Raw genomic sequence first — 22,549 nt, 5'->3', positions numbered from 1 at the left:
CGAGCACCCGATGACCACCAGACCACCATCACGCGGCAGCGCCGGACGCAAAGGCTCCGGTGCCGGCAAGGGCGGACAGCCCGGAAGCGGCGGGAAACCGTACCGCACCGGCAAGCCCGGCGCGTTCCGCAGGCCCGACCGTGAAGGCACCGGCCCGCGCACCAGCGCCCTCGACGCGGCCCAGCGCGCGGCCCAGATGCGCGGCGACGCCGACAAGCGCGCGCCGTGGCGCCCCGGCGACGCGCCGGAAGCGACGGCCGACGACGAGGCGGTCGCTCCCCGCGCCCCACGGACGCGTGCGCCGCGCAACGAGGTCGCGGCGAAATCCTTCGATGCCCCGCACCCCCGTCGTACCGGCGCGAAGCCTCCGGAACCGGCACCCGAGGGACCGACCCGGCGCGAGCAGCGCGCCGCCGCCTCCGCCACCCTCGCTTCCGGCGTGCAGACGCTGATCGTCGAGGAGGACGAGGCCGAGATGCGGATCGACCGCTTCCTCACCACGCGCTTCCCGCAACTGCCCTTCACCCGCGTCCAGAGCATCGTCCGCAAGGGCGAGCTGCGGGTGGACGGCAAGCGCGCCAAACCCAATGACCGCCTCCTGCCCGGCATGAGCGTGCGCGTGCCGCCGCTGAAGCTCGACGCCGTCTCGGAACGCCCGCGCAGTCCCGCCCGCGACGCCAACGACGCCGACTACCTGCGCTCGCTCATCCTCTACGAGGATGCGGACATGATGGTGCTGAACAAGCCCTTCGGCCTCGCCGTCCAGGGCGGCTCCGGCACGGTGCGTCACGTGGACGGGCTGCTGGAAGCGCTGACCGGTCCCGACGGGCAGAAGCCGCGCCTCGTTCACCGCCTCGACAAGGATACCGCCGGCTGCCTCATCGTGGCCAAGACCCGGATCGCCGCCTCGACTTTGGCCAAGAGCTTCCGCTCGCGTGCCGCACGCAAGGTCTATTGGGCGCTCACCGCCGGCGTTCCGCGCGTTCCGCAGGGCCGGATCTCAACCTACCTCGCCAAGGACGAGCCCGCCGACGGCGATGCCCGCATGCGGGTGGCGAAGCACGGCGACGACGGCGCCGCCCATGCCCTGACCTATTACGCGATGGTGGACAACGCGGCGCAGAAGCTGTCCTGGCTGTCGCTGAAGCCGGTCACGGGGCGCACGCACCAGCTGCGCGCCCATGCCGCCCATATCGGGCATCCCATCGTCGGCGATCCGAAATACTTCAGCATCGAGAACTGGGAATTACCCGGCGGCATCCAGAACCGGCTGCACCTGCTCGCCCGGCGCATCGTGATCCCGCATCCGCGCACGTCCAAGCCGGTGGACGTGACCGCGCCCCTGCCGCCGCATATGGCGCAGAGCTGGAACCTGCTCGGCTTCGACGCCTCCCGCTACGACCCCATCATCGAGGCGCCGGAGGCCTGACACGCCGCCGCGGACGTCTTCCGCTGGGGCGCATCGACGGGGAACACTCGTGGATGCGCCTTGGCAATCAGGCGACATGGCTTATCCTTGTGGTCGACCTCATGTGCCGTTGCAGCGAGAAAACATGCCGATGACGTTCGCGACCATGGCCTGTACCGCATCCATCGGCCTGTTCGTGTGCCTCGGATCAGCGTCGCTGACCTCCGACGCTGCGGCACAGGTGCCGGGTCCGCAACAGAGCCAGTCGATCCCCGCTCCGAAGGCGGCGACCGTGCCGGCCGCGCAGAACCAGACGCCTCCACCCCCCTCCGTCGGCCGGCAGGGGCCGCAGGCTCGGTCGGGCGATCGCAGGCGCCGATCCTATGCCAGCTGCAATCGGCTCTCACATGCGCGCAACCTGCGCGGTGGCGTGCGGCGGCGCTTCCTGATCCGGTGCAAGCTCGGCTACGAACGCCCGAAGCCCGGCCAGAACCCGGCGCAGCAATCCCCGCAGGGGCGCCAGCCGTGAGCCGGCAGGGATGCGGGCCGTGAACCGGCCGCGAGGAAGGCTCTCGTGAAGCTCGTCGTCTTCGACGTCGACGGCACGCTCGTCGACAGCCAGCATCTCATCGTCGCCGCCCAGGGCGTGGCCTTCGCCGAGCATGACATGGCGGCACCGTCGCGCGCGGTCTCCCTCTCCGTGGTCGGATTGTCGTTGCCCCAGGCCTTCCGGCGCCTCGTGGGTGAGCAGGGGCCCATCGAGAGCCTGTCGGAGAGCTACAAGCGGGCTTTCAACACCTTGCGGCTCGATCCCGCCTACGAGGAACCGCTGTTTCCCGGCATGGGAGAGCTGATCGAGCGCCTGCGCGCCCGCGACGACCTGCGGCTGGGGCTCGCAACCGGCAAGTCCCGGCGCGGCGTCGACCGGCTCATCGAGAGCCATGGCTGGGGCGACGTGTTCGCCACCACCCAGACCGCCGACGACGCGCCGTCGAAGCCGGACCCGACCATGCTGCGTCGGGCCATGGCCGAAGTGGGCGCCCTGCCGGAGACCACGGTGATGATCGGCGACACCACCTACGACATGGACATGGCGGTGAATGCCGGCGCGGCCGCGGTTGGAGTCGCCTGGGGCTATCATCCGCCCGGCGCCTTGTACGGAGCGGGCGCGGTGACGGTGGTCGAGACGGCCGCCGCGCTGGCCGACCTGTTCTCGGGCGCCTTCATCGAAGTCGGTGGCGACACCATCGTCGCCGGGCTCGCGCCCGAGTAGAGTTCGCCCCGGCTTGGCGCTCGCGGGCCGGGAAGCGATGCGCTAGAACCCGCCATCATGAGCAACGACGATCCCGCCGACTGGCTCGGCGCCTCCGATGCCCCTCCCGTGCACGATCCGCACAGGGCGGTGCGCGCGCAGACGCGCCCGGCGCTGCCGAAGCGTTTCTATGAGACGGCCGGCCTCTCCAAGAACGATGAAGGCTTCCGCCTGACCCTCGACGGGCGCCCGGCCAACACACCGGCCCGCAACCCGCTGAGCCTGCCGACGCGGGCGCTCGGCGAGGCCGTGGCCGCCGAATGGGCGGCGCAGGTCGCGTCCATCGATCCGGCGACCATGCCGCTGACGCGGCTCGCCAACACCGCCATCGACGGCGTCGCCCCCCGCCGCGAGGCGGTGATCGACGACCTCTCGGCCTATGCCGGCACGGATCTCGTGGCCTACAGAGCCGCCGATCCCGAACGCCTCGTGGCCGATCAGGCGCGCGCCTGGGACCCTTTGCTCGACTGGGCCCGCGAGACGCTGGGTGCGCGCCTCATCCTCAGCGAGGGCGTGATGCACGTCACCCAGCCCGAACCGTCCGTGGCCGCGCTCCGCAGCGCGATCGCGGCCGTCGATGGTCCGTTCCGGCTGGCCGCGCTCCACACGATGACCACGCTGACGGGCTCGCTCCTCATCGCGCTCGCCACCCTGCATGGCCGCCTCACCCCGCAGGAAGCCTGGACAGCCGCGCATGTGGACGAGGCCTATCAGGCCAGCGTCTGGGGAAGCGACGCCGAGGCGGAAGCCCGGCACGTCTTGCGCAAGCACGAGTTCGAGGCGGCGGCAACGCTGGCAAAGCTTGTCCTTTAAATCCATTTTCGCTGCCTGTCCTCCGTGCTAAGGCGCGTTTGAAGTTTACCGCCAAGCCTCGTCGCGACATGCGGCACGGCCCGTCTCCTCGCACCCATCTCAAGGCTCACCGCGCATGAAGGATATTCTCGAGAAGCTGGAAGAGCGGCGCGCCCAGGCCCGCCTCGGCGGCGGCGAGAACCGCGTCACGGCCCAGCACAAGCGCGGCAAGCTGACGGCGCGCGAGCGTATCGAACTCCTTCTCGACCATGGGTCGTTCGAGGAATTCGACATGTTCGTGCAGCATCGCTCGACCGATTTCGGGATGGAGAAGCAGAAGATCCCCGGCGACGGCGTGATCACCGGCTGGGGCACCATCAACGGCCGCACCGTCTTCCTGTTCTCCAAGGACTTCACGGTGTTCGGCGGCTCGCTTTCCGAGACGCACGCGGCCAAGATCGTCAAGGTCCAGGACATGGCGCTGAAGATGCGCGCCCCGATCATCGGCATCTTCGATGCCGGCGGCGCCCGCATCCAGGAGGGCGTCGCGGCGCTCGGCGGCTACGGCGAAGTGTTCCGCCGCAACGTCGCCGCCTCCGGCGTCATCCCGCAGATCTCGGTCATCATGGGCCCCTGCGCCGGCGGCGACGTCTACTCGCCGGCCATGACCGACTTCATCTTCATGGTCCGCGACACGAGCTACATGTTCGTGACCGGCCCCGACGTGGTGAAGACCGTGACCAACGAGGTGGTGACGGCCGAGGAACTCGGCGGCGCCAAGGTCCACACCACGAAATCCTCCATCGCAGACGGCTCGTTCGAGAACGACGTCGAGGCGCTCCTCCAGATTCGCCGCCTCGTCGACTTCCTGCCCGCCAACAACATCGACGGCGTGCCGGAGATCGAGAGCTTCGACGACCCGCTCCGTCTCGACAAATCCCTCGATACCCTGATCCCGGACAACCCGAACAAGCCCTACGACATGGGCGAGCTGATCCGCCGGGTCGCCGACGAGGGCGATTTCTTCGAGATCCAGTCGACCTATGCCCGCAACATCATCACCGGGTTCGGGCGCATCGAAGGTCGCACCGTCGGCTTCGTCGCCAACCAGCCGATGGTGCTGGCCGGCGTTCTCGACTCGGACGCCTCGCGCAAGGCCGCCCGCTTCGTGCGCTTCTGCGACGCGTTCTCGATCCCGATCGTGACCTTCGTCGACGTGCCGGGCTTCCTGCCGGGCACCGCCCAAGAGTACGGCGGCCTGATCAAGCACGGCGCCAAGCTGCTCTTCGCCTACAGCCAGGCGACGGTGCCGCTGGTCACCATCATCACCCGCAAGGCCTTCGGCGGCGCCTACGACGTGATGGCCTCCAAGCATGTGGGCGCCGACCTCAACTACGCCTGGCCCACCGCGCAGATCGCCGTGATGGGCGCCAAGGGCGCGGTGGAGATCATCTTCCGCAGCGAGATCGGCGACAGCGACAAGATCGCGGCGCGGACCTCCGAATACGAGGACCGCTTCCTCTCGCCCTTCGTGGCGGCCGAGCGCGGCTACATCGACGAGGTGATCATGCCCCACTCGACGCGCAAACGCATCGCCCGGGCGCTGGGCATGCTGCGCACCAAGGAGATGGAGCAGCCCTGGAAGAAGCACGACAACATCCCGCTCTGAACGGGCAGGTTCAGCCGATGGATGGGCTCCACCATCCATCGGCGCATCCTGACATGCTCGGCCGGGTCCGGCGACCCGACGGGCGCCCTCAGTCGCCGTTCCGCTCGAAGATCAGGTTCAGGCGCGTGCGGGCGATCTGGCGGTAGCCTCGCGCCTCGAGGAGGCCGACGAGATCGATCTGCCATTGCGCGGTGCCGTCCTCGATGACGAGGAGGCGCGGATGGAGAGAGACCGGGGCTTCCCGCAGGAACGGCTCCAGGATCAGGTCTTCGGCACCCTCGACATCGAGCTTGATCGCATCGATCCGGGTGATGCCCTCGCCCTGCGCGAGGCCGAGCAACGTCACCGCCGGAACGCGGATCTGCGCGCCCTCATTGGTCCCGACGATCTTCAGGCTCGATTCGCCGCGGTTGCGCGGGTCCACGAACAGTGTCAGTTCGCCGGCCTTGTCGGCTACCGCGCAGGCCACCGCCTTCACCGTGCCGAACGGGTTCTGCGCGATGTTGTAGGTCAGACGGTCGAACACATCCGGCTGCGGCTCGACGGCGAGGATGCGGGCACGAGGGCCGGCGAAAGCGGCGACGGACAGGGCGTAGGCGCCGATATTCGCCCCGATATCGAGGAAGGTGCAGCCCGGCTCCAGCCGCGACCGCAGCAGCGCACGCTCCTCGGGATCGAAGAATTGCGGCGTGAACAGCACCTTCTTCTCGCAATTGTTGTTGTAGGGGTGCAGCCGCATCCGCGCACCGAACCGCTCCACGTCGAGGGGCTGTCCGTGCAGCATCGTGATCGCGAGCCGGCGCAGGAAGAAGCCGAGGCGTCGCCCCGCCCAGCTTCGGCCTGACAGGTTCACCGTGCGCTCGGTGATGCGTGCCACGAGCCCCTTGGGCGCGTAGGTGCCGAAAGGCCGGATGCCGGAAGATTGCGTGTCGTTCATGGCGGCGGGTGATGCCAGCCCCACGGGCGCACGGCAAGCGCCACCTGTCGGCCAACGACCCGCGAGCGCCACTGCCTAATTAAGCGCCGTGACTGAAAACAGAGCATCTTTGAGGCTATCGACTGCGCAGGCGACCATCGGAGAGGCATGCCGACGAGAAGCGATCGGCTTCGGGCCCGCGTGCCGAAACGCCCGGCACAGGGCGCGATGACCGTCGGAGGGGCCGCGTTTCCAGAAGCGTTCCAGTTGGCATGTGCAATGCAACAGCGCCCCCCGTGGGCAACGGCGCCCGCGAGAGACGCCTCGGACGACAGGCGCCTCGTGCTCACTGTGGCGTGAGCGACCAGTCTCTCCCCACCCCGCGCGACGGGGGCCACTCGCGAGGAGTGCCGGGAGAAATCCGATCGCCTGGAGCCTCTTCGAATGCACTCCCAAAAAGCCACCCGAATCGATCTCTTCAGTCTGGCCACGCCGCAGATGCGGGCCTTCCACATCACGTGGCTCGCCTTCTTCGTCTGCTTCTTCGCCTGGTTCGCCGTCGCGCCGCTGATGCCGGTCATCAAGGGCGAGTTCCACCTCACCAACGATCAGGTCTACAACATCAACATCGCCGCCGTGGGCATCACCATCCTGGTGCGCCTGCTGATCGGGCCGATGTGCGACCGGTTCGGGCCTCGTCTGACCTATACGGCGCTCCTGACCCTCGGCGCGATCCCGGTCGTGGGCATCGCCTTCGCCAATTCCTACGAGAGCTTCCTGTTCTTCCGCCTCGCCATCGGCGCAATCGGCGCGAGCTTCGTCATCACCCAGTTTCACACCTCGGTGATGTTCGCGCCGAACGTGGTCGGCACCGCCAACGCCACGGTGGGCGGCTGGGGCAATGCCGGCGGCGGCGTCACACAGAGCGTCATGCCGCTCATCCTCGCGGCCCTCGTCAGCATCGGCGTCGAGAAGACGATGGGCTGGCGCCTGTCGATGCTCGTGCCCGGCGTGATGATGCTGATCGTCGCGTTCCTCTACTACCGGTTCACGCAGGACACGCCCGAGGGCAACATCATGGAACTGCGCGCCCGTGGCGTCGCGGTGGATTCCGGCAAGAAGGGCGGCTGGGCCGTCTTCAAGCAGGCGATGACGAACTACCGGGTCTGGATGCTGGCGATCACCTACGGTGCCTGCTTCGGCGTCGAGATCTTCATCCATGCGGTGGCGGCGACCTATTACGTCGAGCGCTTCAGCCTGGATCTGACCCAGGCCGGGCTGGCGGCAGGCAGCTTCGGCCTGCTCGCCCTGTTCGCGCGCGCCCTCGGCGGCATCGCCTCGGACCGGGTCGCCCGGGCCAAGGGTCTCGACGGCCGCACCCTGCTGCTGTTCGGGCTGATGGTCGGTGAGGGGATCGGCCTCCTGGCCTTCGCCTATGCCGGCTCGGTCACGCTCGCCGTCGTCGCCATGCTGGCCTTCGGCCTGTTCACCCACATGGCCTGCGGCGCGACCTACGCTCTCGTACCGTTCATCGACCGCAAGGCTCTGGGCGGCGTCGCAGGCATCATCGGCGCGGGCGGCAATGTCGGCGCCGTGGCGGCGGGCTTCCTGCTCAAGGGGGTCGGCAACCTGCCCGGCGCCCTGTTCATCCTCGGCATCGCCGTGCTGATCTCGTCGCTCTGTGCGATCTCGGTGCGCTTCTCGCTCACCCACAAGGAGAGCGAGCAGAAACTCTACGATGAGGCCGTCGCCCAGCGCGCCGTCACCAGCGGTCAGCCTGCCTTCGCCTGAGCCTTCCGCTTTCTGAACCATCGAGAAGGGGGGCTGCGGCGCGAGCCGTGGCCCCTCGATCGTTCGCAACCAGGAAAGCGGCATCCCGCCTTGGACCCGGGATCGGGTTATCGACCAACCCGTCCGGGAAGGAATGTGCGGGAGACGATCCGGCCAGATCTCAGCCCAAAGCGGCCTGAAGCCTGTCGAAGCAATGGCGCCAATGCTCCCGATAGGCGTTGCGAACGTCCACGTCGACGATACGGCGATGAGTCAGGGTGACTTCCGTGGCCTGGTCGCCGACGGAGAGGAGGTCGGTCTGGACCACCGTCTCGCCGATCCGCAACCGGTCGTTCGACCCGTCATAGTTCCAGCTCTGATGCAGGTGATGGCCGCGCCGGATCTCCTCGTAGCGGCCGGTGACGCTATGGAGCGCTCCGCTCGCGTCCCGCCCCCGCAGCAGAAAGGCGCCGCCGACACGCAGGTCGATCTCCGCATGCACCGCGTCCGTCCCGGGCGGTGCCAGCCAGCGCCTGGCGAGGGCCGGGTCGGTCAAGGCACGGAACACGTCAGGCTGCGAGGCACGGACGACGTGCTTGAGGACGACGACGGGTACGATCTGGATCATGGTCGTCCGTATCCTCGCTGGTCGACGCATGACCGCACGACCGAAGCTGCGCCCGCGCGACGATTTCCTCGTTCATCGCGCCGGAGGGGCCGGGCGGCAAGGGGGGCCAGGCCGGGCGCGCCCATGTGGGACGAGGGAAGTGCACTCTTGTCACCCCTGCGACCACTCCCGGCTTGCCTCTGTGCCGCTCAAGGGCGAGTTTGGCGGCCAATAGGGACCGCCCCTCGACCGACGGCGGCTTTTTCGAAAGGCATGGACCGCTCGATGCAGACCTTCGATTCCGACGGGACCACCATCGCCTATATCGACGCGCCGGCGAAGGGCGGCAGCGGCGATCCGATCCTGCTGATCCACGGCTTCGCCTCGAACCACTCGGTGAACTGGGTCAACACGCTGTGGGTGCGGACCCTGTCCGAGGCAGGGCGCCGGGTCATCGCCCTCGACAACCGCGGCCATGGCGAGAGCGAGAAGCTGTACGATCCCGAGGCTTACGGCTCCGATATCATGGCGCAGGACGCGCGGCGCCTGCTCGACCATCTCGGCATCGAGCGCGCCGACATCATGGGCTATTCCATGGGCGCGCGGATCTCGGCCTATCTCGCCCTCGACAATCCGGAACGGGTGCGCTCGGTGCTTCTGGGCGGGCTCGGGCTGCATCTGGTCGAGGGTAGGGGATTGCCGAACGGCATCGCCGAAGCCCTGGAAGCCCCGCCCGGCGAGAAGGCACCGAACCTCACGGCGGCCGCTTTCCGCACCTTCGCGGAACAGACGAAGAGCGACTTGCGGGCGCTTGCGGCCTGCATGCGCGGTTCGCGCCAGACCCTGTCGCGGGAGGAAGTCTCGCAGATCGAGGCGCCGACCCTCGTCACGGTGGGCACCCTCGACACGGTGGCCGGCTCGGCTCCGGCGCTGGCCGCGCTCATGCAGAACGCGAAGAGCCTGGAACTGCCCAATCGCGACCACAGCACCGCTGTCGGCGACAAGCAGCACCGGCAGGGCGTGCTCGCCTTCCTCGACGAGCGTCCCTGACCCTCAGGATCGTCATTCGTCGATTCAGGTCTTGAGGCGATACCCCGTGCGGAAGATCCAGGTCACGCCGCCGAGGCAGAGGGCGAGGAACACCAGCGTCATCGCGAGGCTGATCTCGACCCCCACATCGGAGGTGCCGAAGAAGCTCCAGCGGAAGCCGCTGATGAGATAGACGACCGGATTGACGAAGCTCACCGCCCGCCAGAACGGTGGCAGCATCTCGATGGAATAGAAGCTGCCGCCGAGGAAGGTCAGCGGCGTCACGATGAGGAGCGGCACGAGCTGCAGCTTCTCGAACCCATCGGCCCAGAGCCCGATGAGGAAGCCGAACAGGCTGAACGTCACCGCGGTGAGCAGCAGGAACGCCACCATCCAGAACGGATGCTCGATCCTCAACGGCACGAACAGCGCGGCGGTCGCGAGGATGATGAGGCCGATCAGGATGGATTTCGAGGCGGCCGCGCCGACATAGCCGAGCACGATCTCCAGGGGCGAGACCGGAGCCGACAGGATCTCGTAGATCGTACCGGCAAAGCGCGGGAAGTAGATGCCGAAGGAGGCGTTGGCGATGCTCTGCGTCAGCAACGACAGCATGATCAGCCCCGGCACGATGAAGGCGCCGTAGGCGACCCCGTCGACGGAGGCCATGCGGGAGCCGATCGCCGCGCCGAAGACGACGAAGTAGAGCGACGTGGCGATGACCGGAGCGACGATGCTCTGGAGCCCGGTGCGCCAGAAGCGCGCCATCTCGAAGAGGTAGATCGCGCGGATCGCGGGCCAATTCATCGCAAGTGGGTTCATCGAGGCGGCGCTCATGCCTGCTCCCTCACGAGATCGACGAAGATGTCTTCGAGCGAGCTCTGGCTGGTGGAGAGATCGCGGAAGGGGATCCCGGCGGCGGCGAGGTCGGTGAGGAGCGTGGTGATTCCGGTGCGCTCGCCCTTGGTATCGTAGGTGTAGACGATCTCATGGCCATCCGCCGACAGTGCGAGTCCGTGCGGCGCCAGCTCGTCCGGGAGGGCGGGGAGGGGGGTCTGCAATTGCAGCGTCAATTGCTTCTTGCCGAGCTTGCGCATCAGCTCGGCCTTCTCCTCCACCAGGATGATCTGCCCTTTCCGGATCACGCCGACCCTGTCGGCCATCTCCTCGGCCTCGTCGATGTAATGGGTGGTGAGGATGACGGTGACGCCCTGGTCGCGAAGCTTGCGCACCAGCCGCCACATCTCCTGGCGCAACTCCACGTCGACGCCCGCGGTGGGCTCATCGAGGAACAGGATGCGCGGCTCGTGGCTCAGCGCCTTGGCGATCAGCACGCGCCGCTTCATGCCGCCCGACAGCGTCATGATGCGGCTGTCCTTCTTGTCCCACAGGGACAGGTCGCGCAGCACGCGCTCGATATGGGCGGGATCGGCTTTCATCCCGAACAGGCCACGGCTGAAACTCGTCGTCGCCCAGACCGTCTCGAACGCGTCGGTGGTGAGTTCCTGCGGTACCAGGCCGATGGCCCTGCGTGCCTCGCGGTAATCCTTCGCGATGTCGAGCCCGTCGACGGTCACCGTTCCGCTGCTGGCCCGCACGAGGCCGCAGACGATGCTGATCAGCGTGGTCTTGCCCGCTCCGTTCGGGCCGAGCAGGGCAAAGATCTCGCCCTTGGCGATCTCGAGATCGATGTCCTTGAGGGCGTGGAGACCGGACGCATAGACCTTGGACAGGCCGGAGATGGAAATGATCGGCGGCATCGGATTCCATGGATCATGTGCGTCGGCGCGACGACGGGCGCTGCCATGCCGTGCTGCCATACCATGATGGGCGCCATAGCCCGCGAGTGTGAAGCGGCACGTCGGGCAACAAAAAAGCCGCCTCGCGGCGGCTTTCTCGAAACGATGGGTCGTGGACGCGAAGCTCAGGCGCGAAGCCGGCCCTTGACCTCGTCGAGGCCGGAACGGACCAGCGACAGGCCGGCATCGCCCTGCAGACGCTCCCGCAGCACCACCTCGGAGACCTTGACGGCGGCGTCGGCCGCGGCGGCGCGGACTTGGGCGGTGGCCTGAACTTCGGCCTGCGCGATCTTGGTCTCGGCCGACTTGGTGCGGCGGGCGATGAACTCGTTCAGGCGGGCATGGCCCTCGTCGGCGATGCGCTGGGCCTCCTCGCGGGCTCCGGCGACGATGGCCTCGGCCTCGGACTCGGCCTGAGCGCGGCGCTTCTTGTAGTCGGCGAGGACGGTGGCAGCCTCCTCGCGCAGGCGGCGGGCCTCGTCGAGTTCGGTGCGCACGCGGCGACCGCGGGTGTCGAGCCCCTTGGTGATCTGCGCGAAGCCGCCGACCTTCCACACGACGGCCATGAACAGGACGAAGGCGACGGCGACCCAGAACTCGGCATCCAACAACATTCTCGTCGTCCTAACTCGTTGGCGTCCGGCGGGGCAGGGCCGGATCAGTCACGTCTGGCGCGGTCGCCGGTTCAGTGCGGAAACGCGACGCGGTTCAGCGCGGTGTCGAGGCTGCCCTGGTCGGGAGCCTGTCCGGTGAGGCGCTCGACGATGGCGGAAGCCGTCTCGCCGGCGATGGAGCGTACGCTGCCCATGGCCTCGGCGGTGCGGGTGCGGATCGTGGCCTCGGAGGCGGCGATCTTGTCGTTGAGTTCGGCCTCCAGCGTCTTGCGACGGGTCTCGGCCTCGGCGGTGAGGGCGGCGCGGGTCTCAGCGGCGATGGTGCGGGCCTTGGCCTGAGCGTCGGCGAGCGACTTCTCGTAGGCGGCGCCGGCGGCCTCGGCCTCGGCCTTCATCCGCTGCGCTTCGTCGAGATCCGACGACAGCCGCGTGGCGCGGTCGTGAAGGATCGCCTGGATGCGGGGCAGGGCCACCTTGTCCATCAGGTAATAGAGCAGGCCGAAGGCCAGCGCGAGCCAGATCAACTGGGAGAGAAAAGTATGGCTCTCGAAGGGCGGAAAGCCGCCGCCATGTTCGGACGCAGGCGATGCGACGATGCCTTGCGTTGCGGTCGAATGGGCCGGCTGAGCCATGACGTCCTTCGCTCAAAGAAATTCGTGTGATGGACCGGGCGCGCCTCCGATGAATCGGGGCGCCCGGTCCGGGTCTGCTGTCGGATCGACGGGAACGCCGGTCTTAGACGGCGAACAGGAGAAGCAGGGCGACGAGCAGCGAGAAGATGCCGAGCGCTTCCGTCAGGGCGAAGCCGAGGAGCAGGTTGCCGCGCTGGCCGTCGGCGGCCGACGGGTTGCGAAGTGCGCCGGCATAGAACTGGCCGAAGAGATTGCCGAGGCCGATGGCGGCGCCCGCCATTCCGAGGCAGGCGAGACCGGCGCCGATGTACTTAGCGGCTAAGGGATCCATCAAATTGCTCCTGGTGTCGGTTCGTTCGTTGCGTGGAGAGAAATCCGGCCGCAACCGCGGACCGGGGACGGAAGGGTGTATCGCCGCGGCCTAGTGGCCGGGGTGAAGCGCGTCGCTGAGGTAGATCGAGGCAAGCGTCGCGAAGACGTAGGCCTGCAGACCGGCGACGAGGAATTCGAGAGCCGTCACCGCCACGCTGAGAGCCAGCGGCAGCGGCGAGATCGCACCCCAGGCGCCAGCGGCGAGGAGCGCCGGCACGAAGCCCGCGAAGATCTTGAGGGCGATGTGGCCCGCCAGGACGTTGGCGAAGAGACGGACGGCGAGGCTGATCGGCCGCGAGACGAAGGAGACGATCTCGATGGCCACGATCATCGGCATCAGCCAGCCCGGCACGCCCGAGGGCACGAACACCTTCAGGAACTTGGTGCCATGGGCCATGAAGCCGTAGACGATGACCGTGCCGATCACGAGGAACGCCAGGGCGAAAGTCACGATGATGTGGCTTGTCACGGCGAACGCGTAGGGGATCATGCCGAACATGTTCAGCACGAGCACGAACATGAAGAGAGAGAAGATCAGCGGCATGAACCGCTCGGAGCCGTGCCCGGCCGATTGGCGCAGGGTCGAGCCGATGAACTCGTAGAACACCTCGGCCACGGACTGCATGCGGCCCGGCACCACCGAACGCTGCGACGTCGCCACGATCGTGATCAGAGCGATGATCCCGACGGCGGCGAACATGTACAGGGCCGACTGCGTGAACGCGAGTTCCTGGTTGCCGATATGACCGAAGGAAACGAGCGGCTTGAGCTCGAACTGGTGGATCGGATCCATCTTTACGGCCATTGCCGCTACCGTCCTTCTGTCCACGAGCGGGCGAGATGCCCGCTTCCCCCACGACCGCCCGAAAGCGGCAAAGCTCACGTATCAGGACCGCTCGCGATCCTGGTCGTTCTTGTCCGCGCTCTTTTCGACCACGATTTTCCTGGCCGATCCCGGGAGCGAGCCCGAGACACGCATGACGTTATAGACGCCGGTTGCGAAGCCCAGCATGAGCAGAACGATCAGACCCCAGGGCTTCGTCCCCAGAAACTGATCGCATAACCAGCCGAGAATGCCTCCCGCCAGGACACCGGCGATGAACTCGGTGGAGAGTCGCATCGCCTGGCCCAAGGGTGACGCCCCGCTTGAGGCGCCGGGACGCGGCAGAGGACCGGACGAAGCGGCGGGCCGTTTCTCCTCGATCCGCCTCTCAAGACGTTTGAGCCTTGTCGAGAGGTCCTCGTCCGGCTTCTGCTGACGTCCGTCCCCACGCCCATCCCCTGCGTCGTTACCGCTCACGGCGAAAACTCACATTGGCGAGAGGAGAGGGAACAGGTCGGAAAGCCTCCTGCAAGCGCGGCGCACCATAGTTTCGCCCATCTTGGGTGTCAAGGCGCGCCGGACACGGGCTAACCCATTGTAAAAACTAGATAAAACCGATCTTTTGGCTCATCTTCCGCGATGTGCCCAGTGCATGAGGGGCAATCAGCAGCCAAGCTCGGCTCTCACGCTCCCAGGATCGGCTTGATGACTTTCTCCATTCCCTCGATCGACATCTCGCCCTTGAAGCGCTCGCCGTTGATGAAGAAGGTCGGGGTCGAATCGACCTTGAAAGTGTCCAGGCCCTTCTGCTTCACCGCGTTCACGGCGCCGTAGAGCTTCTGGTCCTTGAGGCAGGTCTCGAACTTCTCCTTGGAGAAGCCGGCTTGGCGGAGCATCTGCTCCAGGGCATCCACCGGCGATTGCGGCTTCTGCACGTAGGCCCAGGCCTGCTGCTGGTCGAAGAGCAGATCGGTGATCGGGTAATATTTCGCATCGCCGTCGCAGCGGGCCAGCATGAAGGCGGCGGTGGCCAGCGGATCGAGCGGAAACTCGCGCAGGGTGAAGCGCACCTTGCCGGTATCGATGTAGCGCTCTTTCAGGACCGGCCAGGTCTGCTTGTGGAACGCGGCGCAATGCGAGCAGGTCATCGAAGCGTATTCGATGATCGTGACCTTGGCGTCCTTCGGCCCGAGCCAGACGTCGCCGAGCGGACCCGGCTCCATCAGAGAGGCCAGGTTCGCATCCTGCGCGAAGGCGTCGAGGGTCATCCGCGGCAGAAGCGCCGCAGCGCCGATCGCCATGCCGGTGAGTTTCAGGGTGTCGCGACGGGTGATCATGCTGTCGACGGGCTCCGCTCGCAGATCCGATCCATGCGGCTTGCGGTAGAGACCCGCGGACAATCTGACAAGACGGGACAGGCGGTCCCGCTTCCATGCGCCGCTGCACCTGTGGAGCGAGAGGAGGCTTCAGGCGGAACCGGGAGGCGCCGACGAGACGATCGCCACGCCGAGCCGATCGAGGGCATCCCGCAAGGCGTCGTCATCGATCGCGGAGACGGCCAGGGCCACTTCGCCGCGCTTGGCGGGATCGAGGGGCGGAGCCACCCGCTTCCGCACGACCTGATGGACGCGCCCCTGTTTCAGGACCAGCTTGCCGATGCAGGCCCAGCCGTAATGGGCGTTGATGCGCTGGATCACCACGGGCGCCAGATGCTGCAATTCCAGGGCGAAGACGCCTTCCACCCGCACCACCAGGGTCCCGGGGTCCGGCCGACCCTGCTCCTCGCGCCGGGCACGGCGCGGCCATTCGAGCTTCGAGGGCTGGCAGAACCGGGCAAGACGCTCGCCGACGATATCGGGCCACGCCGCCAGGATATCGGTGGAGGCGAACCCCTGCGCGGCGAAGGCCGGGCCGATGCAGGTTTCGATCAGTTCGGCGAGGGGTTTGATGCGGGCCATGATGGTGGATGCGACCCTGCGATGCCTCGGGACAGCCGAGCCTCACGCTACCATGCGGTTGCCGCGGCCTGAAGCGTCAGGCCGATCCCATGGCCGTGGCCTGGGCGGTAAAACGGTCGCGCAGCTCTCCCTGCTTGCCCCGCACCATGGCGGGTATCAGGAACGCGTCGATCAGAAGCCAGATGAAGCCGACCAGAAAGAGGTAGGAAACGATCTGCAGGATCGCCGTCCCCGGCCGGCCGAGATAGAAGCGATGCGCGGAAACGATCCCGAGGAAGAACCACAGGGCATAGGCGAGGCCGACGCTGGGGGCCTCGTTGCCGATCCTCGTCTCGATCAGGATGCGGTCTTGAATGGTGAGGGACATCGGGACGACTCGGGTATCTAACAGCCAAGCTTCGCCTATCACGCCCGCAACCTGAGGTCGAGCGATGGAGGACCGAAGCAGCATTTTCGAAAAGGGCTTTTCGCCCGAACCGGATGCCTGCGCTTCCATCGGCGATGCCGCGCCTTTATGGACGGCCCCTGATGCGCGCGTCCGCCACCTCCGATCCCCGGCCGCAGGCCGCCGATCTCCTCACCTGGTACGACCGGCATCGCCGTGTCCTGCCCTGGCGCGCCCTGCCGGGCGAGACACCTGACCCCTACCGGGTCTGGCTGTCCGAAGTGATGCTGCAGCAGACCACCATCGCGGCGGTCAAACCCTATTTCCAGCGCTTCCTCGAACGCTTCCCCACCGTCGAAATCCTGGCGGCGGCACCGGAGGAGAGCGTGATGTCGGCCTGGGCCGGGCTCGGCTATTATTCCCGCGCCCGAAATCTCCATGCCTGCGCCAAGGTGATCGCCGAGGCCGGTGCCTTTCCCGATACGCTCGACGGCCTGCGCAAGCTGCCCGGCATCGGCGCCTATACGGCCGGCGCCATCGCCGCCATCGCCTTCGACCGGCAGGAAGCGGCGGTGGACGGCAATGTCGAGCGGGTGATGACGCGGCTCTTCGCCATCGAGACCCCGATCCCGGCAGCCCGGCCGGACATCCGACGATTGACCCAAGCTCTGGTGCCGGTGGAGCGGCCCGGCGATTTTGCGCAGAGCCTGATGGATCTCGGCTCCACGATCTGCACCCCGAAACGGCCGGCCTGCGCGCTCTGTCCGTGGATGGCGCCGTGCGCGGCGAGAGCGATCGGGATGCAGGAGACGTTTCCGCGCAAGATCAAGAAGGCGAAGGGCGTCGAGCGCCGCGGCGCGGCTTTCGTGGCGATCCGCAGCGGCGACGAGGCGGTGCTGTTGCGGACACGTCCGCCGGAAGGATTGCTCGGAGCCATGGCCGAGCCGCCGACCAGCGCATGGGAGAGCGGCTACGACGTCGCCCAGGCTCTCCTCGACGCTCCCCTCGACGCGCGCTGGAAGCGCCTGCCGGGCGTCGTCCGCCACGTCTTCACCCATTTTCCACTGGAACTGACCGTCTTCGTCGCCCGCGTCGGCCTCGGCACGAGGGCTCCCGCCGGCCTGCGATTCACGCCCCGTCGCGACCTCGATGACGAGCCGTTGCCGGGCGTGATGAAGAAGGTGCTCGCCCACGCCTTCGATCCGAAGCCCGACGTGGTGAAGGCGCCGCGCGGACGGCCGCGAAAGGAGCCCGCACCGGCGCCGCTTCTCGCGATCGCCGAGCCGCCCCCCGACCCGGTGCCGAGCTTCCGCCCGTCGCCGAAGCCGAGCCCGCGCATCCCGCCCGCTCGACCGGCGGAATACGAGGGCGAGGAGGACGAGGCAATCGCGGCGCCGGCACCACAGGCGCCGCGCAGACGACCTCGCGGGACGACACGGCGCGCTTGAGAAGATCCCGGATGCGCCGATCGCCCAGGCGAGCCGGATCGCATCGAGATCAGCCGGCGATCAGGCCGCCGATCCCATCGCAGCCCGCATCTTGCCGCGGAACACGTCGATCAGGACGAGCTTGCCGTCGCGCTTGGCGTGCCAGAAATCCCATCCGTTGCAGGAAGGGAAGCCCTGGACGAGGGCGCCGATCTTGTGAATCGAGCCCATGGCCGGCCCGACCATCAGGGTCCCGTCGGGGCGGACCACGGCTTCGTGGCGACCGCGCGCATCGGTGAGCATCTCACCGGCGCGGATATGGCCGGCCTCGATCACGCTGAGGAAGGCGACCCGTGGTTCGGCCCGCTTCGTCGGAGCGACGAGGAGCGCGGCCTTGGACAGAGGCTCCACCGCCTCGATCCTGGCGCGGGCCGCATCGGCATAGACCGTCTCGCGCTCGATGCCGATGAAGCGGCGGCCGAGGCGCTTGGCGACCGCACCTGTCGTGCCGGTCCCGAAGAACGGGTCGAGCACCACGTCGCCGGCATTCGTCGCCGAGAGCAGGGTCCGGGCGAGCAGGGCCTCGGGCTTCTGGGTCGGGTGGACCTTCTGGCCATCGGCGCCCTTGAGGCGCTCGTCGCCGGTGCAGAGCGGGATGAACCAGTCCGAGCGCATCTGGACGTCGTCGTTGCCGCCCTTCAGCGCCTCGTAATGGAAGGTGTAACTCTTCGCTTCCGCCGAGCGGGAGGCCCAGATCAGGGTCTCGTGGGCGTTGGTGAAGCGCTTGCCGCGGAAGTTCGGCATCGGGTTGGCCTTGCGCCAGACGATGTCGTTGAGGATCCAGAAGCCGAGGTCCTGGAGCACGCTGCCGACGCGGAAGATGTTGTGATACGAGCCGATGACCCAGAGGGTGGCGTTCGGCTTCATCACCCTGCGGGCGGCGGTGAGCCAGGCGCGGGTGAACTCGTCATAGGCGGCGAAGCTCGAGAACTGGTCCCAGGCGTCGTCGACGGCATCGACGCGGCTCTGGTCGGGCCGCAGCAGCGAGCCGTCTCCGAGCTGGAGGTTGTAGGGTGGGTCGGCGAAGACGCAATCGACGCTGGCCGCCGGCAGGGCGTTCATGGCGGCAATGCAATCCCCGACGATGATCTCGTCGAGGGGGAGACGCTGGGCGGCGGGTACGAGACCCATCCGCGGCGCCGACACGAGTCGCCCGGTACGCGAGACACTTTTCCGGGCGACGGTGTCGGCAACCGCGGTACGCAGGGAAGCCATGGCAAACACCGGTTACGCGACTGACCGGCAGACCATGGGGCCGTTAACGTAAAGAGCGGGTTGCCAAGGTGCGAACAATGCGTCTCGATTTGGGGCTGCAGATTTTGCCTACCTGACCGAATACTGTTATTTTAGCGTCATCTATTCATATTTATGACTTATACTAAATCTAGAATTCGTAGACGAACGCATAGTCAGAATTTTCTCGGCGGCCTCGACTTACGAAGCCCTGGCAACGCCGATCCCTGAGCATCCTGTCCATTGACCGCACTCTCCGGAAGGGCCTTTCCCGCCAGGGTCACGGCCGACGCACATCCCCCATGCAACGAGCGCCGAGCCTGGACAGGCTTCGCCATCGATGTGGCAAGGCAAAGAGCGTCCGCCGAAGGCCAGCATCGACAGTCTCCGCGCGCTCTCAATATAGAATTCGGCGGCACGCCGAACTGGAAATATATTTAGATTTTATTCATACATTCTGCGAGCGGTCCTAGGCTAAAAATGGCAGACCTCGCCACAATCTACTGATCTCATTTTGGCCTTCATCGGCCCTATGTTCCGCGACCTCTGCAATAACAAAGGGAATGCGGATGAATATGAAACCTGTTCGTTGGACCGCCGTCGCTTTCGGAACCGTGATGTCTCTCGCCGCACTCAGTGCACCGGCTGCCGCCCAATCCGGCGCAGCCTCCTGGTACGGCAGCGGCCGCAAGACGGCGAATGGCGAGCGCTTCAATCCGAACGGGATGACCGCCGCCCATCGCAGCCTGCCGTTCGGCACCCGTGTCCGGGTCGAGAACAAGCGCAACGGCCGCTCGGTGGTGGTGCGCATCAACGATCGCGGGCCGTTCATACGCGGGCGGATCATCGATCTCGCCAAGGGCTCCGCCCGGGCGCTCGGCATGGGCGGCACGACCTATGTCTCGCTCAGCGTCGTGAAGTGACGCGAAGCCCGTGACGTCGCGCGGGCATGCCGAGGTGTCGCCAGGCCGGGAGCCGGCGGAGCACGGCAGACCCATCGTCCTGATGTCGAATGGTGAATCCGCGTTTGGCGGCTTTCACTGCCGTACCTGATGGACTAAGGGGCCGGTCGCCGTTGCATGGTCGGCGATCGGCCCCATCTTGACGGCTGGAAGCGTGTTTGAGGATCGTTGCACCATGGCAAAGCCCCTGATCGTCGAGATTCCCCACGAGATCGGCCCCGTCGAGGCGAAGCGCCGGATCTCGAGCGGGCTCGACAAGGCAAAGGCGGCCTGCGCCAAGGCCGGCATCAGCGTCGAGCACATGACCTGGACCGACGATCGGCTGAACTTCGCCATGTCCGCCATGGGCCAGAAGGTCGATGGCGAGGTCGACATCCTGCCCGAGACGGTGCGCATCGAAGTGCGGCTGCCGATGCTGCTCGCGCTGTTCGCCGAGCGGATGAAGAAGATCATCGGCAAGGAAGGCAACCAGCTTTTGATCAAGAAGGGCTGAGCCGCGCATTTCGGGGGAACGGCGCCGGGCATTCGCCCGTTTCCAGGCCTCTCCCGAAACTTTGCGATCAGGTGGCGTAGCCGATGTCGAATCCTGGACCCATCCCGGAAGCCCCGATTCCCGACACTCCCTACGAGGCGCCGCAGACACCGCCGCCGGGTCCTGGACCGGACATTCCGGCGACAACCCCGACCGAGGCACCCTCCGAGACCCCGACGGAGATCCCGGTGAACGATCCGAGCCCGGCGCCTAGCTCGCCCGATCCGTCGCCTACGGGGCCGGCCAACCCGACGATGTAGCCGTTCGGGCAAAACCGCATTTGTTCGGGAGCGGTTGCGCTGCCATAAGCCCGCATCATGGCCGCTCCCCCGCTCCTCACCCTCCAGAACGTCGCGCTCACCTTCGGCGGCACGCCGCTGATCGAACAGGCGGATCTCGCGATCTCGCCCGGCGAACGGACCTGCCTCGTCGGCCGCAACGGCTCGGGCAAGTCGACACTGATGAAGATCGCCTGCGGTCTCATCGAGCCCGACAAGGGCGTGCGCTTCGTCCAGCCCGGCACGACCATCCGCTACCTCGCCCAGGAACCGGATTTCTCGGGGTTCACCACCACGCTCGATTTCGTCGAGCACGGCCTCACCCATGGCGACGACGCCTATCGCGCCCGCTACCTGCTCGAGAGTCTGGGCCTGACCGGAGCCGAGGACCCGAAGAGCCTGTCGGGCGGAGAGGGGCGGCGCGTGGCCCTCGCCCAGGCGCTGGCGCCCGAGCCCGACATCCTGCTGCTCGACGAGCCCACCAACCATCTCGACCTGCCGGCCATCGAATGGCTGGAAGCCGAGCTGAAATCCGTGCGCGGCGCGCTGGTCCTCATCAGCCACGACAGGCGCTTCCTCTCGGCCCTGTCGAAGACCACGGTCTGGCTCGACCGCGGCATCACCCGGCGGATCGAGCAGGGTTTCTCCACCTTCGAGGCCTGGCGCGACGCCTTCTTCGAAGAGGAGGAGCGCGACCGGCACAAGCTCGACCGCAAGATCGCCGACGAGGAGCATTGGCTGCGCTACGGCGTGACCGCGCGGCGCAAGCGCAACGTCCGGCGGCTCGGCAACCTCCATGCCCTGCGCAAGGACCGCCGCGAGGACCGCCGTCCCGTCGGCACGGCGACGATGACCTCCACCGAAGCCGAGAGTTCGGGCGCCCTCGTGATCGAGGCGAAGAGCGCCGCCAAGGCTTACGGCGAGCGCAGGATCGTCGACGACCTCTCGATCCGGGTGATGCGCGGCGACCGGCTCGGCATCGTCGGTGCCAACGGTGCCGGCAAGACCACGCTGATCAACCTGCTCACCGGGCAGGCCGCGCCGGATTCCGGCAGCGTCGCGCTCGGCACCAACCTCAAGATGATGCTCCTCGACCAGGCCCGCGCGGTGCTGGAGCCGTCGATGACGGTGACCGAGGTGCTCACCGGCGGCAGCGGCGACAGCGTGGTCGTCGGCGGCGTGAGCCGTCACGTGATCGGCTACCTCAAGGACTTCCTGTTCGCGCCGGAACAGGCCCGGACCCCAGTGAGCGTGCTCTCCGGCGGCGAGCGCAACCGCCTGCTCATCGCCCGGGCCCTGGCCCAGCCCGCCAACCTCCTCGTCCTCGACGAGCCCACCAACGACCTAGACCTCGAAACCCTCGACCTGTTGCAGGAGATGCTGTCGGATTATTCCGGCACGCTGATCCTGGTGAGCCACGACCGCGACTTCCTCGACCGCGTCGTCGGCAGCGTCCTCGTCAGCGAGGGGGAGGGGCGCTGGGTCGAGTATGCCGGCGGCTACACCGACATGGTCACCCAGCGCGGGCAGGGCGTCGAGGCGCGCAAGAGCGCCACGGCACCGCGGCCCGACGGCAAGGTGAAGCCGGGGCGCCTCGCCAGCACCTCGGCGGCGCCGGCGCCGAAGACGAAGATGGGTTTCAAGGACCAGCACGAGTTGAAGACGCTGCCGGAGCGGATCGCGAAGCTGCAGGCCGGCATCGCCAAGATCCGCACCGTGCTCGCCGATCCGCAGCTCTACAGCCGCGATCCGGCCCTGTTCCAGAAGGCCTCGGCCACCCTCGCCGCCGCCGAGGCAGACCTCTCGGTGTCCGAGGACCGCTGGCTGGAACTGGAGATGCTGCGAGAGGGGTAGGGTTCCGGTACCCTTCCTCTTCCCCTTCCGCGGAAGACGGGGAGCGACCTTTCCGGCGACGGCGTTCCCCCGAATCCCTCTCGATGGGCCAGTCTCGCCCGTCGCGGCGAGAAGGAA

At 67.2% G+C, this 22,549-nt stretch carries 25 protein-coding genes; 12 read left to right on the top strand and 13 right to left on the bottom strand.

Annotated features, from left to right (window positions below; all coding sequences use genetic code 11):
* Positions 1–10 precede the first annotated feature (10 nt).
* From A3OK_RS0109795 to A3OK_RS0109775, 5 genes are all read left to right on the top strand, one after another.
* Positions 11–1,429 (top strand): RluA family pseudouridine synthase, encoded by a 1,419-nt coding sequence (locus A3OK_RS0109795; protein ID WP_019904693.1) that lies wholly within the window; start codon positions 11–13, stop codon positions 1,427–1,429.
* Positions 1,430–1,553: 124 nt separating this feature from the next.
* Positions 1,554–1,937 (top strand): hypothetical protein, encoded by a 384-nt coding sequence (locus A3OK_RS0109790; protein ID WP_019904692.1) that lies wholly within the window; start codon positions 1,554–1,556, stop codon positions 1,935–1,937.
* 45 nt (positions 1,938–1,982) lie between these two features.
* Entirely contained in the window at positions 1,983–2,681 is a 699-nt protein-coding gene (locus A3OK_RS0109785) for an HAD-IA family hydrolase (RefSeq protein WP_019904691.1), read from the top strand.
* A 57-nt stretch (positions 2,682–2,738) separates the two neighbouring features.
* A complete protein-coding gene (locus tag A3OK_RS0109780; RefSeq protein ID WP_019904690.1) occupies positions 2,739–3,533 on the top strand; it encodes an ATP12 family protein in 795 nt (264 codons plus the stop codon).
* A gap of 115 nt (positions 3,534–3,648) precedes the next feature.
* Complete coding sequence (locus A3OK_RS0109775; protein WP_019904689.1) at positions 3,649–5,181, top strand: acyl-CoA carboxylase subunit beta; 1,533 nt, start codon at positions 3,649–3,651, stop codon at positions 5,179–5,181.
* Between the two features lie 88 nt (positions 5,182–5,269).
* Here the strand turns inward: A3OK_RS0109775 and A3OK_RS0109770 are convergent, their stop codons facing one another.
* Positions 5,270–6,118, bottom strand: coding sequence for an FkbM family methyltransferase (locus A3OK_RS0109770; protein WP_026597092.1), 849 nt, complete (start codon positions 6,116–6,118; stop codon positions 5,270–5,272).
* A 423-nt stretch (positions 6,119–6,541) separates the two neighbouring features.
* Here A3OK_RS0109770 and A3OK_RS0109765 point away from each other — a divergent pair, with 423 nt between their 5' ends.
* Positions 6,542–7,888 (top strand): MFS transporter, encoded by a 1,347-nt coding sequence (locus A3OK_RS0109765; protein ID WP_019904687.1) that lies wholly within the window; start codon positions 6,542–6,544, stop codon positions 7,886–7,888.
* Positions 7,889–8,048: 160 nt separating this feature from the next.
* On the opposite strand, the gene A3OK_RS0109760 is transcribed toward A3OK_RS0109765, so the two are convergent.
* A complete protein-coding gene (locus A3OK_RS0109760) occupies positions 8,049–8,495 on the bottom strand; it encodes an SRPBCC domain-containing protein (protein ID WP_019904686.1) in 447 nt (148 codons plus the stop codon).
* Positions 8,496–8,759: 264 nt separating this feature from the next.
* On the opposite strand from A3OK_RS0109760, the gene A3OK_RS0109755 reads away from it, so the two are divergent.
* The gene (locus A3OK_RS0109755) at positions 8,760–9,524 is read left to right on the top strand and encodes an alpha/beta hydrolase (RefSeq protein WP_026597091.1); all 765 of its coding nucleotides are present in this window, start codon (positions 8,760–8,762) and stop codon (positions 9,522–9,524) included.
* Between the two features lie 24 nt (positions 9,525–9,548).
* Here the strand turns inward: A3OK_RS0109755 and A3OK_RS0109750 are convergent, their stop codons facing one another.
* From A3OK_RS0109750 to A3OK_RS0109705, 10 genes are all read right to left on the bottom strand, one after another.
* Positions 9,549–10,340 carry an ABC transporter permease gene (locus A3OK_RS0109750; protein WP_019904684.1) on the bottom strand — a complete coding sequence of 264 codons (792 nt, stop codon included), beginning with the start codon at positions 10,338–10,340 and terminating at the stop codon, positions 9,549–9,551.
* Entirely contained in the window at positions 10,337–11,263 is a 927-nt protein-coding gene (locus A3OK_RS0109745; protein ID WP_019904683.1) for an ABC transporter ATP-binding protein, read from the bottom strand. The genes A3OK_RS0109750 and A3OK_RS0109745 overlap by 4 nt, the downstream gene beginning before the upstream one ends.
* A gap of 164 nt (positions 11,264–11,427) precedes the next feature.
* Complete coding sequence (locus A3OK_RS0109740; RefSeq protein WP_196805478.1) at positions 11,428–11,913, bottom strand: ATP F0F1 synthase subunit B; 486 nt, start codon at positions 11,911–11,913, stop codon at positions 11,428–11,430.
* A gap of 74 nt (positions 11,914–11,987) precedes the next feature.
* On the bottom strand, positions 11,988–12,548 hold the full coding sequence (locus tag A3OK_RS0109735) for a hypothetical protein (protein WP_019904681.1): 561 nt from the start codon (positions 12,546–12,548) through the stop codon (positions 11,988–11,990).
* A gap of 103 nt (positions 12,549–12,651) precedes the next feature.
* The gene (locus tag A3OK_RS0109730) at positions 12,652–12,879 is read right to left on the bottom strand and encodes a F0F1 ATP synthase subunit C (protein ID WP_018044493.1); all 228 of its coding nucleotides are present in this window, start codon (positions 12,877–12,879) and stop codon (positions 12,652–12,654) included.
* A gap of 90 nt (positions 12,880–12,969) precedes the next feature.
* Positions 12,970–13,725 carry a F0F1 ATP synthase subunit A gene (locus A3OK_RS0109725; RefSeq protein ID WP_019904680.1) on the bottom strand — a complete coding sequence of 252 codons (756 nt, stop codon included), beginning with the start codon at positions 13,723–13,725 and terminating at the stop codon, positions 12,970–12,972.
* 81 nt (positions 13,726–13,806) lie between these two features.
* Positions 13,807–14,220 (bottom strand): AtpZ/AtpI family protein, encoded by a 414-nt coding sequence (locus A3OK_RS22635; RefSeq protein ID WP_051092916.1) that lies wholly within the window; start codon positions 14,218–14,220, stop codon positions 13,807–13,809.
* Between the two features lie 206 nt (positions 14,221–14,426).
* Positions 14,427–15,080, bottom strand: a complete 654-nt coding sequence (locus A3OK_RS0109715; protein ID WP_026597089.1) for a DsbA family protein — start codon at positions 15,078–15,080, stop codon at positions 14,427–14,429.
* 129 nt (positions 15,081–15,209) lie between these two features.
* Positions 15,210–15,701 (bottom strand): DciA family protein, encoded by a 492-nt coding sequence (locus A3OK_RS0109710; protein ID WP_019904677.1) that lies wholly within the window; start codon positions 15,699–15,701, stop codon positions 15,210–15,212.
* A gap of 76 nt (positions 15,702–15,777) precedes the next feature.
* A complete protein-coding gene (locus A3OK_RS0109705) occupies positions 15,778–16,068 on the bottom strand; it encodes a TM2 domain-containing protein (RefSeq protein WP_019904676.1) in 291 nt (96 codons plus the stop codon).
* Between the two features lie 161 nt (positions 16,069–16,229).
* Between A3OK_RS0109705 and mutY the strand changes: the two genes are divergently transcribed.
* Positions 16,230–17,534 (top strand): A/G-specific adenine glycosylase, encoded by a 1,305-nt coding sequence (gene mutY / locus A3OK_RS0109700; RefSeq protein WP_036302741.1) that lies wholly within the window; start codon positions 16,230–16,232, stop codon positions 17,532–17,534.
* A 60-nt stretch (positions 17,535–17,594) separates the two neighbouring features.
* Here the strand turns inward: mutY and A3OK_RS0109695 are convergent, their stop codons facing one another.
* Entirely contained in the window at positions 17,595–18,788 is a 1,194-nt protein-coding gene (locus A3OK_RS0109695) for a site-specific DNA-methyltransferase (protein ID WP_026597088.1), read from the bottom strand.
* 635 nt (positions 18,789–19,423) lie between these two features.
* Between A3OK_RS0109695 and A3OK_RS0109690 the strand changes: the two genes are divergently transcribed.
* From A3OK_RS0109690 to A3OK_RS0109680, 4 genes are all read left to right on the top strand, one after another.
* Positions 19,424–19,729: a septal ring lytic transglycosylase RlpA family protein gene (locus tag A3OK_RS0109690; RefSeq protein ID WP_196805428.1), complete on the top strand. Its 306-nt coding sequence runs from the start codon at positions 19,424–19,426 to the stop codon at positions 19,727–19,729.
* A 214-nt stretch (positions 19,730–19,943) separates the two neighbouring features.
* A complete protein-coding gene (locus A3OK_RS0109685; protein WP_019904672.1) occupies positions 19,944–20,261 on the top strand; it encodes a polyhydroxyalkanoic acid system family protein in 318 nt (105 codons plus the stop codon).
* Positions 20,262–20,344: 83 nt separating this feature from the next.
* Complete coding sequence (locus tag A3OK_RS24560; protein WP_081631180.1) at positions 20,345–20,560, top strand: hypothetical protein; 216 nt, start codon at positions 20,345–20,347, stop codon at positions 20,558–20,560.
* 57 nt (positions 20,561–20,617) lie between these two features.
* Positions 20,618–22,432, top strand: a complete 1,815-nt coding sequence (locus A3OK_RS0109680) for an ATP-binding cassette domain-containing protein (RefSeq protein WP_019904671.1) — start codon at positions 20,618–20,620, stop codon at positions 22,430–22,432.
* The last annotated feature ends 117 nt before the right edge of the window (positions 22,433–22,549 follow it).

Origin of the sequence: Methylobacterium sp. 77, assembly GCF_000372825.1 — a bacterium.
Lineage (GTDB): Bacteria > Pseudomonadota > Alphaproteobacteria > Rhizobiales > Beijerinckiaceae > Methylobacterium.
The sequence above is the reverse complement of the archived record's forward strand: the minus strand, read 5'-3'. Positions and strand labels throughout refer to the sequence as shown.

Bases quoted from the DNA above. Each gene is read 5' to 3' on its own strand.
- A3OK_RS0109795 (WP_019904693.1), top strand. From the start codon at position 11: ATGACCACCAGACCACCATCACGCGGCAGCGCCGGACGCAAAGGCTCC.
- A3OK_RS0109790 (WP_019904692.1), top strand. From the start codon at position 1,554: ATGCCGATGACGTTCGCGACCATGGCCTGTACCGCATCCATCGGCCTG.
- A3OK_RS0109780 (WP_019904690.1), top strand. From the start codon at position 2,739: ATGAGCAACGACGATCCCGCCGACTGGCTCGGCGCCTCCGATGCCCCT.
- A3OK_RS0109775 (WP_019904689.1), top strand. From the start codon at position 3,649: ATGAAGGATATTCTCGAGAAGCTGGAAGAGCGGCGCGCCCAGGCCCGC.
- A3OK_RS0109770 (WP_026597092.1), bottom strand. From the start codon at position 6,118: ATGAACGACACGCAATCTTCCGGCATCCGGCCTTTCGGCACCTACGCG.
- A3OK_RS0109765 (WP_019904687.1), top strand. From the start codon at position 6,542: ATGCACTCCCAAAAAGCCACCCGAATCGATCTCTTCAGTCTGGCCACG.
- A3OK_RS0109760 (WP_019904686.1), bottom strand. From the start codon at position 8,495: ATGATCCAGATCGTACCCGTCGTCGTCCTCAAGCACGTCGTCCGTGCC.
- A3OK_RS0109755 (WP_026597091.1), top strand. From the start codon at position 8,760: ATGCAGACCTTCGATTCCGACGGGACCACCATCGCCTATATCGACGCG.
- A3OK_RS0109750 (WP_019904684.1), bottom strand. From the start codon at position 10,340: ATGAGCGCCGCCTCGATGAACCCACTTGCGATGAATTGGCCCGCGATC.
- A3OK_RS0109745 (WP_019904683.1), bottom strand. From the start codon at position 11,263: ATGCCGCCGATCATTTCCATCTCCGGCCTGTCCAAGGTCTATGCGTCC.
- A3OK_RS0109735 (WP_019904681.1), bottom strand. From the start codon at position 12,548: ATGGCTCAGCCGGCCCATTCGACCGCAACGCAAGGCATCGTCGCATCG.
- A3OK_RS0109730 (WP_018044493.1), bottom strand. From the start codon at position 12,879: ATGGATCCCTTAGCCGCTAAGTACATCGGCGCCGGTCTCGCCTGCCTC.
- A3OK_RS0109725 (WP_019904680.1), bottom strand. From the start codon at position 13,725: ATGGCCGTAAAGATGGATCCGATCCACCAGTTCGAGCTCAAGCCGCTC.
- A3OK_RS0109715 (WP_026597089.1), bottom strand. From the start codon at position 15,080: ATGATCACCCGTCGCGACACCCTGAAACTCACCGGCATGGCGATCGGC.
- A3OK_RS0109710 (WP_019904677.1), bottom strand. From the start codon at position 15,701: ATGGCCCGCATCAAACCCCTCGCCGAACTGATCGAAACCTGCATCGGC.
- A3OK_RS0109705 (WP_019904676.1), bottom strand. From the start codon at position 16,068: ATGTCCCTCACCATTCAAGACCGCATCCTGATCGAGACGAGGATCGGC.
- mutY (WP_036302741.1), top strand. From the start codon at position 16,230: ATGCGCGCGTCCGCCACCTCCGATCCCCGGCCGCAGGCCGCCGATCTC.
- A3OK_RS0109695 (WP_026597088.1), bottom strand. From the start codon at position 18,788: ATGGCTTCCCTGCGTACCGCGGTTGCCGACACCGTCGCCCGGAAAAGT.
- A3OK_RS0109690 (WP_196805428.1), top strand. From the start codon at position 19,424: ATGTCTCTCGCCGCACTCAGTGCACCGGCTGCCGCCCAATCCGGCGCA.
- A3OK_RS0109685 (WP_019904672.1), top strand. From the start codon at position 19,944: ATGGCAAAGCCCCTGATCGTCGAGATTCCCCACGAGATCGGCCCCGTC.
- A3OK_RS24560 (WP_081631180.1), top strand. From the start codon at position 20,345: ATGTCGAATCCTGGACCCATCCCGGAAGCCCCGATTCCCGACACTCCC.
- A3OK_RS0109680 (WP_019904671.1), top strand. From the start codon at position 20,618: ATGGCCGCTCCCCCGCTCCTCACCCTCCAGAACGTCGCGCTCACCTTC.